At 58.1% G+C, this 13153-nt stretch carries 11 protein-coding genes; 5 read left to right on the top strand and 6 right to left on the bottom strand.

What is annotated here, in order from left to right; genetic code table 11:
• Window positions 1–34: 34 nt before the first annotated feature.
• Window positions 35–289: a BolA family protein gene (locus ACR0DG_RS08080; protein ID WP_480696062.1), complete on the top strand. Its 255-nt coding sequence runs from the start codon at window positions 35–37 to the stop codon at window positions 287–289.
• A 36-nt stretch (window positions 290–325) separates the two neighbouring features.
• Window positions 326–538: a GDCCVxC domain-containing (seleno)protein gene (locus ACR0DG_RS08075; RefSeq protein ID WP_480696060.1), complete on the top strand. Its 213-nt coding sequence runs from the start codon at window positions 326–328 to the stop codon at window positions 536–538.
• A gap of 16 nt (window positions 539–554) precedes the next feature.
• Here ACR0DG_RS08075 and ACR0DG_RS08070 read toward each other — a convergent pair whose 3' ends face one another.
• The 5 genes from ACR0DG_RS08070 to pepN all read right to left on the bottom strand — a co-directional run bounded on the left by ACR0DG_RS08070 (window position 555) and on the right by pepN (window position 7098).
• The gene (locus ACR0DG_RS08070) at window positions 555–965 is read right to left on the bottom strand and encodes a DUF4177 domain-containing protein (protein WP_480696059.1); all 411 of its coding nucleotides are present in this window, start codon (window positions 963–965) and stop codon (window positions 555–557) included.
• A 181-nt stretch (window positions 966–1146) separates the two neighbouring features.
• Window positions 1147–2658, bottom strand: a complete 1512-nt coding sequence (gatB, locus tag ACR0DG_RS08065; RefSeq protein WP_480696057.1) for an Asp-tRNA(Asn)/Glu-tRNA(Gln) amidotransferase subunit GatB — start codon at window positions 2656–2658, stop codon at window positions 1147–1149.
• A gap of 71 nt (window positions 2659–2729) precedes the next feature.
• On the bottom strand, window positions 2730–3986 hold the full coding sequence (locus ACR0DG_RS08060; protein ID WP_480696055.1) for a hypothetical protein: 1257 nt from the start codon (window positions 3984–3986) through the stop codon (window positions 2730–2732).
• Window positions 3987–4120: 134 nt separating this feature from the next.
• Entirely contained in the window at window positions 4121–4549 is a 429-nt protein-coding gene (locus ACR0DG_RS08055; RefSeq protein WP_480696053.1) for a hypothetical protein, read from the bottom strand.
• Window positions 4546–7098 carry an aminopeptidase N gene (gene pepN, locus ACR0DG_RS08050; RefSeq protein ID WP_480696051.1) on the bottom strand — a complete coding sequence of 851 codons (2553 nt, stop codon included), beginning with the start codon at window positions 7096–7098 and terminating at the stop codon, window positions 4546–4548. The genes ACR0DG_RS08055 and pepN overlap by 4 nt, the downstream gene beginning before the upstream one ends.
• A gap of 209 nt (window positions 7099–7307) precedes the next feature.
• On the opposite strand from pepN, the gene ACR0DG_RS08045 reads away from it, so the two are divergent.
• From ACR0DG_RS08045 to ACR0DG_RS08035, 3 genes are all read left to right on the top strand, one after another.
• Complete coding sequence (locus ACR0DG_RS08045; RefSeq protein ID WP_480696049.1) at window positions 7308–9440, top strand: malate synthase G; 2133 nt, start codon at window positions 7308–7310, stop codon at window positions 9438–9440.
• Between the two features lie 25 nt (window positions 9441–9465).
• Complete coding sequence (locus ACR0DG_RS08040; protein WP_480696047.1) at window positions 9466–9891, top strand: GlcG/HbpS family heme-binding protein; 426 nt, start codon at window positions 9466–9468, stop codon at window positions 9889–9891.
• Between the two features lie 194 nt (window positions 9892–10085).
• Complete coding sequence (locus ACR0DG_RS08035) at window positions 10086–10865, top strand: gamma-glutamyl-gamma-aminobutyrate hydrolase family protein (RefSeq protein ID WP_480696045.1); 780 nt, start codon at window positions 10086–10088, stop codon at window positions 10863–10865.
• Window positions 10866–10911: 46 nt separating this feature from the next.
• On the opposite strand, the gene ACR0DG_RS08030 is transcribed toward ACR0DG_RS08035, so the two are convergent.
• Entirely contained in the window at window positions 10912–13152 is a 2241-nt protein-coding gene (locus tag ACR0DG_RS08030; RefSeq protein ID WP_480696043.1) for a xanthine dehydrogenase family protein molybdopterin-binding subunit, read from the bottom strand.
• Window position 13153: the final 1 nt, after the last annotated feature.

The raw sequence follows: 13153 nt of genomic DNA, 5'->3' as shown, positions 1-13153 counted from the left end.
GGGAGCGGTAAAATTTTTGCCGCTAAGCGTAAAAATGACTGTTACCGAAGAAATCAGAACCTGCCTGCAAGCCGCCTTTGACCCCACAGAGCTGGACGTCGTTGACGACAGCGAAAGCCACCGGGGTCATGCGGGCTTTCAGGAAGGCGGCGAAAGCCATTTTAACGTGCGGATTCGTTCTGCAGCCTTCGAAGGCCAATCACGTGTAGCTCGTCACCGGGCCGTGCACAAAGCGCTGGGCGATATCGTCCCGCGTATCCACGCGCTGGCGCTGGACATTGGGGTTTGAAGACAACCGGGGCATTTCCGAAACAGGGGCAGGCAAATGGCTGATATAATACTTGAATCAACGCTCACCTGTCCTTTGTGCCGTCACGTGGAAACGGAAACCATGCCAACGGATGCCTGCCAGTGGTTCTACGAATGCAAATCATGTGGTGAGGTTCTTAAACCACGACCGGGCGACTGCTGCGTCTTTTGTTCTTACGCAACCGTCCCGTGCCCACCTATCCAAGAAGGCAAGGCGTGCTGCGGTTAACAAAGTTGGCTTAAGGTCAGGGTTTGTCCTGCGGCTCTGGCATCGCCTCAGCCCCTTTTAGTGACAACGGGGGTTCTTTGACCTGCTCGGCGATTGGTGCTGGCGCGATAACAGCCTCAGGGCCCGGAACCGGCTGGGCTAGCGCCACGCCGTCCGGCGTTTCGGTGGGGCCTCGGGTCGTTGCAAAGGCCACTTCAATCTCACGTCGGAAAACCAGAATGTTTCGCCAGTTGACGGTCGAACTTGTCAGGCCAGCGCGTTCTTCGCTGGGCAGTAGTTCGGCGCGCTGGTATTCCCACCCGTCTTGGCCCATTTTGTTGAGAACTTGTTCGATGGATGCCGCAAACCTGTCCTCGGCAGCTTTGCTGCCCTTCGCCTTGGCGCCTTTTTGCGGAGCGGGAACAACTTTGTATTCGTAACGCGGCATCGGATCTTCCTACTTATCTGTTCCCGGCAATCTAGCATGTTGGCGCTATTGGGAAAGTCATCAAAGCGAGCTGAGCAATTTCAGTCCGAGGTGTTGCGCGAACCCTGCGACAACTTTTCAAAGAAAAGGCGGCAGAGAGGTATGAAACCCGCTGCCGCCAAATCCGATTAAAGCGTAGAAATCAGTCGCCCAGTTTCTTGGCAACCAGTTCGTTCACGGCCTTGGGGTTGGCCTTGCCACCGGTGGCTTTCATAACCTGGCCAACGAACCAACCCGCTAGTTTCGGGTTCACCTTGGCCTTTTCGACCTGCGCGGGGTTGGCGGCGATGATCTCGTCCAAAGCGGCCTCAATCGCACCGGTGTCGGTCACCTGTTTCATGCCGCGTTCTTCGACGATCTGCGTCGGGTCGCCACCTTCGGTATAAACGATCTCGAACAGGTCCTTGGCGATCTTGCCCGAGATGGCATCCGATGAAATCAGATCGATGATCCCGCCCAACTGCGCCGGAGAAACGGGCGAGTCGGTGATGTCGTGGTCTTCTTTCTTCAACCGGCCGAACAGCTCGTTGATGACCCAGTTCGCGGCCAGTTTACCGTTACGGCCTTTGGCGACGTCCTCGAAATAGGCGGCGCTTTCCACCTCGGCAGTCAGAACCGATGCATCATAGTCGGTCAGGCCAAACGCTTCGATGAACCGTGCTTTTTTGGCGTCGGGCAGTTCCGGCAGCTTGGCGGCGATGTCGTCTACCCATGCCTGTTCGATCTCCAACGGCAGCAGGTCGGGGTCGGGGAAATAGCGGTAATCATGCGCTTCTTCCTTGGACCGCATGGACCGCGTCTCGCCTTTGTCAGGGTCATATAGGCGGGTTTCCTGATCGACGGTGCCACCACCTTCGACGATGGCGATCTGGCGACGGGCTTCGACCTCAATCGCTTGCTGGATGAACCGCATCGAGTTCATGTTCTTGATCTCGCAGCGGGTGCCGAGATGTGAGAAGTCCTGCGTTTCCTGATACTTCTCATACGCCCCCGGCAAACAGATCGAAACGTTCACGTCCGCGCGAAGGTTACCGTTCTGCATGTTGCCGTCGCAGGTACCCAGATAGCGCATGATCTGGCGCAGCTTGGCGATATAGGCGGCGGCCTCTTCGGGGCCACGGATGTCAGGGCGGGACACGATTTCCATCAGACAGACGCCGGTCCGGTTCAGGTCGACGAAGGACATATGCGGGTCCATGTCGTGGATCGACTTGCCCGCGTCCTGTTCCATGTGGATGCGTTCGATGCGAACCATGCGTGCGGTGCCGTCACCTATCTCGACCAGCACTTCGCCTTCGCCGACGATGGGGTGGTAGAGCTGCGAAATCTGATAGCCCTGCGGCAGGTCAGGATAGAAATAGTTCTTGCGGTCAAAGGCCGATTTCAGGTTGATATCCGCCTTCAGTCCCAGCCCGGTGCGCACCGCCTGTTCCACGCAGTATTCGTTGATCACCGGTAGCATGCCGGGCATCGCCGCGTCCACAAAGGCCACGTTCGAGTTCGGCTCGGCCCCAAACTGGGTCGACGCGCCCGAGAACAGCTTGGCATTGGATGAGACCTGAGCGTGCACCTCCATCCCGATTACCAGTTCCCAATCGTGCTTGGCCCCGGCAATGGTTTTGATTTTGGGCATTTCGTATGTCAGGTCGAGCATGGCGCGCCTCATATCCGCAGAAGTCTAAGCCTGCGTATTAGGCCCGGCGCGCCAAAGGGGCAAGGGGGAATTCAGTGCTGAGACAGGCGTAGACCCGCCGGAGTAAATGTCACGTCCTTGCCATCGCGCAATTCGTCGCGAAACAGATTGCCGATCGCGCGCAGGGCATCGCGGTGACCGCGTGCCGCAAAACGTTCAGGCGAGTTGATGCGGACCGAGTTGTTGAACCCGTCAGCCGCATGCGCCCAGATCAGCGGGTGCAGTTCAGTCATGTAATCGCGAATAAGCCAATTGGCGGCCTCGTGGATCTGCGCGCGCACCTCGTCCGCTTGCTCGTTGCGGCCAGCACCGGACTGGATGGTAATGGCGCAATAGGCGGCCAGCATGTTGACCGTCTGCTGGTCGGGGCGGTGGCGGAGGATGTCCCGCAGTCCCTGCAGGAAATACTCAACGTCCAAACGCGCGCAGGCTTCGTCATCCAGTACAATTGCGTCGAACTGTGCCCAGGTGTATCCACCGGCGCCCCAGATATCATGGGTCCGCGCCGCGTTGCGCAGAGCCTGAACCTCAAGCTCTTCGTAGCTTCCGAACCAACGGGGCAGCAGGTGGGTTCCCATAGCGCGCATGTGGCGTTGGTTATGGGGATCCAGTTCAATCAGCCGTTCGTATTTGTCTGCAACACGCGCCGTCAGCTTGCGTTGACCGGCCAGCAATGCGCAGTCAGCGGCCGCCACAATCGGGCTATCCAGTGCGGCCTCACGGCATTTCGGCAGGATCGCCGCGGCCCGATCAAAATGGGCGGCGCAACGCGATTGGTGCAGCGGTGGCAGCTTGGCATCCGTAGAGGTGCCGCGCCACGCCCAAGCCAGATCAATATGGGCCAAAGCAACAACCAGGGCGATCATCGGATCGTCCGGATTTTCCCGCATTTCGTCTTCGAGTTCCGAGATCCCGCACAGCAGGTCGTATTCGGAAAGGGCTTTACCATCGGACAAAGCATGTTCTACGGCCAGCACCACATCCGAACGCGCCCCGAAGGCCAGCAATTCTGCAATTGGCATTCCGTCAGGTGCTGACGCCCGGGCGGCGTCTGCCTCGGCCATTTCACGGGAAAGTTCTTCCCAGCGGTCCTGACGTGCCAGATAGCGGCCCTTTTCGATAGCATCGTGTCCCACCAGATCACCTGCCTGCAGGTCAGCTACTGGAATGTTGACCTGGCCGCGATCCGGAAGCGCTGCGCTTACGTCGGATGCGATATCCAAGTTGGCAGTCAGCGCGATGGACGGGCAGGGGGTCTTGGGCTCTTGGCTTTGAAAAAACCGAAACATGGCAACACTCGATAACTAAACTTCACTGGCAACTTACCTCTGAAACCCTCACTTGGATTTAGCTAAAATTCAAGATTCAGGGGGGTTATTGTCCACGAAATGTGTATAGTGTGGTCCGGCCGCTGTAATTTGGTTCAGAAAGCGGTGAAATGGTGACGATCTACGCGGAACCCGGCCTGCTCAAAAATCGGTTCCAGAACTTTGTGTGGCGGGGTCGACTCGTCCGGTAAACGAATCTTCTTTCCGGAGTTTAGAACCACAGAAACGCGCACCGAAAAATCCCATCGGGTGTCAAAGCGGACGTAGTCGACATCCTTCAAATTGACTTCGGCCGTTCGGTTTCCAGTGAACCAATGCAGCGATTTCTCATCCAGGGTCATACCGGCACGTGTGTCCTGCAGAATATCCCAAAGGGCAGGCAGTGTCGGCAACGCCAAAAGCCCGACAAGCCACCAGACGGCATCAAACAACACCACCAGCGCAAGCAGCGCGCCGTAGACGCAAATAAGAATCGCAAAGGCGCGCGGTGATCTGTTGTGGCGGGTAAAACTGTACGGTGTCATGCGGCCAGAATGCGCGAGACCATCTCTGTCGTGTCCCGCGACAGGTTCGGCGTTTTCGCAATGCGTTCAAGCTGTTCCCGGATAAGGCCTTGCCGCCCCTCATCATAGCGTTTCCAGGTCTGGAAGGCCGAACACATCCGGGCCGTTGTCTGCGGGTTCAATGGATCCAGTTTGATAAGCCAATCCGCCAAGAGCGCGTAGCCTGCACCATCTTCGCGATGGAACCCTGCGTGGTTCATCGCCAGCGCGCCCATGACTGCGCGAAAACGGTTTGGATTCTTCCAGTTGAAATCTGGATGCTCTGTCAGCGATCGCGCGATTTCAGCCGCATCTGCGGGTGCCGCCATCGAGACTTGCAGGCCAAACCACTTATCCATAACCAGCCGATCATGTTGCCATTGATCGTAGAAAGCAGCCAATTCGGTCTCGCCCTTTCCCGCCCTGAGCAAGCAAGACAGCGCAGTCAATTGCAGCGTCATGTTATCGGCGGCTTGATACGCTTCGGCTGCTTTTGCGCCGCCATCAAGGCGCGAGGTCAGTGACAAAGCCGCCCCACCCAAGGCACGCTTGCCAGATTGAACCGCGTCGGGGCTGTAGGGTTCGTCGATCACTGTCTCGCTGTGCAACCGTGGCAGCAGGTCCTGTACGTGTTGCGCGGTCACTTGCCTTAGGGTCTCAACCGCGGTCCAGATCGCCATCGGATCGGGCGTGTGGCTGCGTTCGTGCAGGGCGGCGGCCAGTTCAGATTGCGTTGGCAAGCCCAGCATCAATCCACGGTAGGCAGGATCCAGATTGCCGTCTCGCAATACAGCAAGAATACCGTCCAGGTAATCCGCGTCAGGCGCGGTGTCGTTTTGGATCATACCCAGCAACGTATCCTCGGCCAGCGATCGACCGGCCTGCCAGCGATTGAACGGGTCGGTGTCATGGGCCAGAAGGAACGCTTGTTCTGCCGAGCTTTGGTCCCGTTCAAGAATGACCGGAGCCGAGAAATCCCGCAGGATCGAGGCCGTCGGTTTCGCGGCCAGTCCTGAAAACGCAAAGCTCTGGGTGGCTTCGGTCAGTTCCAACACTTCGGTCGCGCGAACTTCATCACCATTTGGGCCAAGCAGGCCAACGGCAACAGGAATAACCTGCGGCAGCTTCTCGTCCTGACCGGGGGTGGGGGCGGTGTGTTGTGACAGGGTCAGCGTGTAGGTTCCATCCTCCCAATGGTCCTTTACGGACACACGGGGTGTGCCGGATTGACTATACCAGCGTTTGAACTGGCCGAGATCGCGACCTGTGGTGTCTTCGAAGACCTTGATCCAATCCTCGATGGTACAGGCTTGACCGTCATGGCGATCAAAGTAGAGATCCAGCGCCTTGGTGTAGGCCTCATCCCCGACGAGGCGTTTCAGCATTCCAATAACCTCGGAGCCTTTTTCATAGACCGTGGCCGTGTAAAAATTGTTGATTTCCTGAAAACTTTCGGGCCGTACCGGATGGGACAGTGGGCCGTTATCTTCGGGGAATTGCCGCGCGCGCAGGTCTATTGCGTCGTGGATGCGCTTGACCGGCGCAGAGCGCATATCGGATGTGAACTGCGCATCGCGGAACACGGTCAGACCCTCTTTCAGGCACAGTTGGAACCAGTCACGGCACGTGATCCGGTTTCCGGTCCAGTTGTGGAAGTACTCATGCGCAATGATTGCCTCGATCCGTTCGAAATTCGTGTCGGTCGAGGTTTCCGGGCTGGCTAGAACCGCTGAAGAGTTAAAGATGTTCAGGCCCTTATTCTCCATCGCACCCATGTTGAAATCATCGACAGCGACGATGTTGAAGACGTCCAGATCGTATTCGCGGCCATAGACGTCCTCGTCCCATGTCATGGATTTCTTCAAGGCCTCCATACCGAAAGCGCATTTACCTTCGTCGCCTGGTCGAACCCATAGGTTCAACTCGACGTCACGCCCGGACTTGGTTGTGAATTGGTCCGGGTGCGCAACAAGGTCACCGGCGACCAACGCGAACAGATAGGCGGGTTTCGGCCATGGATCGGTCCACTCGGCCCATCCATCTCCTTTGCCTGACGGGTTACCGTTGGACAGCAACACCGGCAGGTCACCGTTGATGCGAACCGTAAAAGTCGACATCACGTCAGGACGGTCCGGGTAGAATGTGATCTTTCGAAAACCTTCGGCCTCGCACTGCGTGCAGTACATGCCGTTTGACATATAAAGCCCCTCGAGCGCGGTGTTGTTGCCCGGGTCGATCTCGACCTCGGCTTCCCAAACGAACTCAGTGTCGGGAACGGTCGCGGTCAGGCCTTCGGGGGTGACCTCGGGCTTGATCTCGTCACCGTCAATTCTCGCGCTGATCAGTTTCAGGTTTTCACCATGCAGAAAGAAGGTGCGGTCCGTGGTCTCTGGGTTGGGGCGGAATGCAATCCGAGACGTCACGCGTGTCGCATGCGCGGCAAGATCAAAGGTCAAATGCACACTGTCCACAAGAAAACCAAAGGGCGTATAGTCTTTCAGGTAGATTGTCGTTGGGGCAGCGTCGCGCATTTGGGGGCCTCGCATCGGTTTGGGTCTGGCGCGACGTTATGAGGTGTCGTTGCGGGCTGCAAGCAGAGCATTGAGGCTCGTTCGGCCGCCGTTTGAAGATTTTGGTAAGATTTTTTTACCGAAATTTGGCCTCGCACGTTGCCTATCGGAAACTTTCACTCTAAATGCTGGCTGCATACAGTGGCGTACATTCGTGGGAGAGAGCGATCATGACCAGCAGACAGACACGCAGCGGGCTTCAGGTTGATCCGGTACTGGCCGAGTTCATCGAGGCAAAAGCCCTGCCGGGAACCGGTGTGACCGCGGATGCGTTCTGGGATGGTATGGCGCGCATGGTGGCTGAGCTTGGACCAAAGAACCGCGATTTTCTGAGCGCGCGGGAAACGATCCAGGGGCAACTGGACGCCTGGCATATCGAACGTAAAGGCCAGGTTCACGACGCCGATGCGTATCAGGCCTTTCTGCGCGAGATCGGGTACCTTGTCCAAGAGGGTGATGATTTCGAAGTCGAAACCGCCAATGTCGATCCTGAAATTGCAGCTATCCCCGGGCCGCAACTGGTTGTGCCGATCACGAATGCCCGGTTTGCACTGAACGCCGCCAATGCACGCTGGGGCAGCCTTTATGACGCGCTGTACGGGACTGATGCAATGGGTGATTTACCATCCGGCGGCGGGTATGACGCTGCACGCGGCGCGCGCGTGATCGCTTGGGCGAAAGGCTTTCTCGACGACGCAGCCCCACTGGCCAGCGGGTCGTGGGGGGACGTGACCGAGTTGCGTGTCGAGGATGGCGCGTTACAGCCTGCGTTGGCTGATCCGTCGCGTTTTGCGGGCTTAGGTGGTTCGGCAGACAGCCCAGAGTTCATTCTGCTGAAAAACAATGGTTTGCACATCAAGGTCGTCATCGACGCGTCCAGCAATATCGGGGCGTCCGATCCGGCTGGTATTGCAGATGTGCATTTGGAATCTGCCCTGTCCACGATCATGGATTGCGAGGATTCGGTGGCCTGTGTCGATGCAGAAGACAAGGTTGTGGCCTATGGCAACTGGTTGGGCCTCATGAAAGGGGATCTGACCGAAGACGTGACCAAGGGTGGCAAAACCTTTACGCGTAAGCTAGCCGATGACCTGAACTACACCACTTCTGGCGGAGCGGAGGCGACGCTGAAGGGGCGATCCCTTATGCTGGTGCGTAACGTTGGCCACCTGATGACCAACCCGGCGGTTCTGGATGGCGAAGGAAACGAGATCGGCGAAGGTCTGATGGACGCGCTGTGCACTACCTTGATCGCCATGCACGATCTGCAGCGCACTGGCGGGAATTCGGTCACAGGTTCGGTTTACGTGGTCAAACCGAAAATGCACGGACCCGCCGAAGTTGCCTTTGCGGTCGAGATTTTCGACATGGTCGAAGACATCCTCGGCCTGCCGCGCAATACCGTCAAACTTGGCATCATGGACGAAGAGCGCCGCACCTCTGCCAACCTCAAGGAATGCATCCGGGCTGCGAAATACCGTGTTGCCTTCATCAACACCGGCTTCCTTGATCGCACAGGGGATGAGATCCACACCTCAATCGAGGCTGGTCCGATGCTGCCCAAGGGCGACATGAAGGCAACGCCGTGGATTGCGTCTTACGAAGATCGCAACGTCGACATCGGTTTGGCCTGCGGACTGAAAGGCAAAGCGCAGATCGGTAAAGGCATGTGGGCCATGCCGGATCGGATGGGGGAAATGCTGGAGGCCAAAATCGGGCACCCGCAATCAGGTGCCACCTGTGCCTGGGTTCCATCGCCGACCGCCGCAACGCTGCACGCCACGCATTATCACAAGGTTGACGTGCTGGCCCGTCAGGACGCGCTTGCTGAAGGCGGTGCGCGGGGAACGTTGGATGACCTGCTGACGGTTCCGCTGCTCGCAGGCCGTAATCTTGGTGATGAAGAGATCACAACCGAAATCGAAAACAATGCGCAAGGCATCCTTGGCTATGTGGTGCGTTGGGTCGATCAGGGGGTCGGGTGCTCCAAAGTGCCTGATATTCACGATGTCGGCCTGATGGAAGACCGCGCAACTTGCCGGATTTCATCTCAGGCATTGGCTAACTGGTTGCACCATGATGTGGTCTCGGAAGAACAAGTCATGGCGGCGATGAAAAAGATGGCGGCTGTCGTGGATCGACAGAATGCGGATGATGCAGCCTATCGCCCGATGGCGCCGGGATTTGATGGCATTGCGTTCCAGGCGGCTTGTGATCTGGTCTTCAAGGGGCGCGTACAGCCCTCTGGTTACACCGAACCAGTGCTGCATGCCCGCCGTCTGGAATTGAAAGCCAGCCTTTAACCACATTCGAAAAACAGGACACGACATGGCAGTTTCTTTGCGCAAAGCCCGTACAATCATTCGCAAGACCCTTGAAAAAGGGCGCGAGATGGAACTGAAGCCCCTTTCTGTGGTGGTGTTGGACGCAGGCGGGCACGTCATCGCGTTCGAGCGCGAAGACAGCGCCGCGCCGGGACGTTTTGCGATTGCGCAGGGAAAAGCCTATGGCGCGGTCATGCTGGGCATGGCCGGTACCGCTCAGATGCAGCGAGCTGAGGCGCAGGCTTATTTCATGGCCGCTGTGAACGGTGTTTATGGCGGCCAAGTTGTTCCCGTGCCCGGTGGCATTTTGCTGCGCGACCGGAAAGGCGCTGTGATCGGAGCGGTTGGTGTGACGGGCGATACGTCCGACAATGACGCCGTTGCAGGTATGGCCGGCATCGACGCTGCAGGCCTCACTGGCGAGATCTAATCCACTTGGTTGACGGCGCTGATTGAAGCGTCGCTTTCCAATTGGACAGCAGGGCAACAAAGCTGCTGCTTTTTTGCCCTGTGTGCAGCGTTGAACATGTACCTGCGCTAACATTCAGGGCGTGTGCTATTGCGCGCTGGTGACCCGGTCGGTAGTTTTTTGTGAAAAGGTCACGAAAAAATTGGGAAAGCGGAATGGCTCGACCCGTCGTCGGTATTATCGGCAACTCGCATCTGATTAATGATGAATACCCGACCCACGCGGGTGGGACGATGAATTCTGAGGCGGTTGCGAACGTATCGGGGTGCCTGCCCATGCTGATCCCGGCGGACCCCCGATATGTCTCGGTCGAGGAACTGCTTGAGGTCTGCGATGGCTTTCTTTTGACCGGCGGACGCCCGAACGTGCATCCAGAAGAATACGGCGAGTCCGCAACCGATGCGCATGGTGAATTTGACCGTGCGCGGGATGCTATTACCTTGCCGCTGGTTCGGGCCTGCGTCGAACGCGGGCAGCCGTTCTTCGGCATTTGCCGGGGTTTTCAAGAAGTGAACGTGGCGATGGGCGGAACGCTTTACCCCGAGATCCGCGACCTGCCGGGCCGGATGAACCATCGTATGCCCCCTGACGGGACGTTGGAGGAGAAATTTGCCCTTCGCCATATCGTGACATTGTCCGAAGGCGGTATTTTTCACCGTCTACTGGGGGCGAGCGAGGTGATGACAAACACTTTGCACGGGCAAGGGATCAAAACCGTGGGGCACCGCATCGTCATTGATGGCCACGCACCAGACGGCACCCCCGAGGCGACATATATCAAAGATGCGCCGGGATTCACGCTGTCCGTACAGTGGCATCCTGAGTGGGACGCCGAAAACGATCCCGTCTCACGTCCGCTTTTCACAGAGTTTGGCAAGGCCGTCCACGCATGGTCGGCCAAGTCGGGCGCTGGTCTGGTTCAGCGATCCGCATAAGAATTGCACCGTTCCAGCTGAAGAACGCCGGACCGGTGCAACGCGATTAAATCAGCAGATCAAATTGGTTGATCAAAGGCAGAGAGCGTGCGCGCTGACCGGTCAGATCAAACAGCGCATTGCCCAGTGCGGGCATTGCCGGTGGAGTTCCGGGTTCACCAACACCACCGAGGCGAGGGTTGGTTTCCAGAACCCGAACCTCGGTCACCGGTGCGTTGTGCATGCGCAGGGCGTCGTAATCGGGGAAGTTGAATTGCTCAACCTCGCCATCCGCAAAGGTGATCTCACCCATAACGGCCGCGGAAAGTCCGTAAATCATGCCCCCGAACATCTGTGCCTCGACCGTGCCTGGGTCCAACGCGATGCCAACATCACAGGCGATCCAAGCTTTGGAAATGCGAATGGTGCCGTCTTCATCGACGACCTCAATGACCTGAGCAACCGGTGTGCCAAAGCTGTAGGTCATCGCGACCCCGCGACCAACACCGTCTGGCGTTTCGCCCGTCCAGCCTGACATCTCTTTGACGGCCTGCAAGACGCCCGCCGCTGGCGCAAACTCGGCCTTGGCAAGTTCAAGACGGAATTCCAGCGGGTCGCGACCGGCTGCGTGGGCCATCTCGTCCATGAATGTCTCATGGAAAAAACCATTGTGACTGTTACCGACTGAGCGCCAGAACCCAACGGGCACGTCCAAGTCGGCTATGTGTCCACTGATGCGGTAATTCGGTACGGCATAGGGCTGGTTGAACAGTCCCTCGACCAAGACCTTGTCGGGTCCGCCACCCGGCAGGCCCGTGTAGCGCTCCATGGCTTGCTGCGTGCAGGACTGTGAAGCAACCTTGCCGTCGATCAGAACAGCCTTTCCATCTTTGACCGCGCCGCGCATCCGACCGATCGCTGCGGGGCGATAATAGTCGTGGCGCATATCTTCTTCGCGGCTCCACGTCGTTTGAACGGGAACGCCGGGCATTGCCATCGCAACTTTTGTGGCAATTTCGGCAAAGTCCAACTCGCCACGCCGGCCAAACCCGCCGCCCAGGTAGGTTGTATGCAGTTCGACCGCATCTTTATCCAGATTGGCGGTGTTTGCCGCGCGGATCTGAAGCAATGTCGGCGCTTGGTTGCCACACCACAGGTCCAGCTTGGTTCCGGTAAACAGCGCGGTTGCGTTCATCGGTTCCATCGTGGAATGGGCAAGATACGGTACGCGGTATTCGGCGGAAATTTCAGTTGCGCCCTCGGGCAGTGTCTCTACATCGCCGTCATCACGCATGGTCGTGTTCGGCGCATCGTCAAAGGCTTCGGCGATCTTGGCGAACAGCCCGTCGGTTTCCGGCGGGTAGGGTGCGTCGCCCCAGTCGATATCAATCGCCTCGACCGCCTGAATGGCCAGCCAGGTATTGTTGGCGATTACGGCGACGCCACTGCCCAGATCAACGACCTTTTCAACGCCGGGCATTGAGGTTGCTGCGCTGGCATCGAACCCGTTCATAGCGCCCCCCAGTTTGGGGTTCATTCGAACCGACGCGAACTTGAGTCCTTCGGGGCGTACATCGATACCAAATTCGGCCGTGCCGGTGGATTTTCCAACAACATCTACGCGAGGCAGGTTTTTGCCCAGCAGACGCCAGTCGGCGGGGTCCCTAAGTTCGATATGCGGTGTTTCGATTTGCCCCGCAGCCTCGGCCAGCTCGGTGTAGGGAATGCGTGTGCCGTCCGGGGCCACCACTGCGCCGGTTTCCGTCTTTAACTGGGCACGGTCCACGCCTAAACGATCGGCTGCTGCCTGTTTCAGCGTCTCACGCGCGGTGGCGCCGGCCTCGCGCATCCTTTCGAAGCCGTCCTTCATCGAAGTCGACCCGCCGGTTACCTGCAGGTTCAGGGTCTTACCTAAAACGCCCAAGGCCTCAGCCAGGTTGTGTTGGAAATCTGAGATATCGTAGCCCTTGTTGGGCAGGCCTTCACCGACGAGCGCGGCGTTGTAATAAGCAGCCGCAGCAGGTCCGTGGAGAACACGGATGTCTTCCAGCTCGACGTCCAGCTCTTCGGCGATCAGCGCGGCCCAGGTCGTCATTACACCCTGTCCCATCTCGGCGCGCGGGGCAAAGAGGGTGACGCCTTGTTGGTCGACCAGAATAAAGGGGTTGAGCGCCGTTTCGCCCTGACCCGGTTTCAATGGGTTCGCGGCAGGGCGGCTGACGTGATATGCGCCAAAAGCCACGCCGCCGACTATGGCGGCTGAGCCGATCAGGAATGTGCGGCGGAGGATTTTTCCTACAGATGCCATC

The organism is Ruegeria sp. BG8 (genome assembly GCF_056538325.1).
The sequence above is the reverse complement of the archived record's forward strand: the minus strand, read 5'-3'. Positions and strand labels throughout refer to the sequence as shown.

Excerpts from the sequence above, each read along its gene's own strand:
- ACR0DG_RS08080 (WP_480696062.1), top strand. The coding sequence starts at position 35 with ATGACTGTTACCGAAGAAATCAGAACCTGCCTGCAAGCCGCCTTTGAC.
- ACR0DG_RS08075 (WP_480696060.1), top strand. The coding sequence starts at position 326 with ATGGCTGATATAATACTTGAATCAACGCTCACCTGTCCTTTGTGCCGT.
- ACR0DG_RS08070 (WP_480696059.1), bottom strand. The coding sequence starts at position 965 with ATGCCGCGTTACGAATACAAAGTTGTTCCCGCTCCGCAAAAAGGCGCC.
- gatB (WP_480696057.1), bottom strand. The coding sequence starts at position 2,658 with ATGCTCGACCTGACATACGAAATGCCCAAAATCAAAACCATTGCCGGG.
- ACR0DG_RS08060 (WP_480696055.1), bottom strand. The coding sequence starts at position 3,986 with ATGTTTCGGTTTTTTCAAAGCCAAGAGCCCAAGACCCCCTGCCCGTCC.
- ACR0DG_RS08055 (WP_480696053.1), bottom strand. The coding sequence starts at position 4,549 with ATGACACCGTACAGTTTTACCCGCCACAACAGATCACCGCGCGCCTTT.
- pepN (WP_480696051.1), bottom strand. The coding sequence starts at position 7,098 with ATGCGCGACGCTGCCCCAACGACAATCTACCTGAAAGACTATACGCCC.
- ACR0DG_RS08045 (WP_480696049.1), top strand. The coding sequence starts at position 7,308 with ATGACCAGCAGACAGACACGCAGCGGGCTTCAGGTTGATCCGGTACTG.
- ACR0DG_RS08040 (WP_480696047.1), top strand. The coding sequence starts at position 9,466 with ATGGCAGTTTCTTTGCGCAAAGCCCGTACAATCATTCGCAAGACCCTT.
- ACR0DG_RS08035 (WP_480696045.1), top strand. The coding sequence starts at position 10,086 with ATGGCTCGACCCGTCGTCGGTATTATCGGCAACTCGCATCTGATTAAT.
- ACR0DG_RS08030 (WP_480696043.1), bottom strand. The coding sequence starts at position 13,152 with ATGGCATCTGTAGGAAAAATCCTCCGCCGCACATTCCTGATCGGCTCA.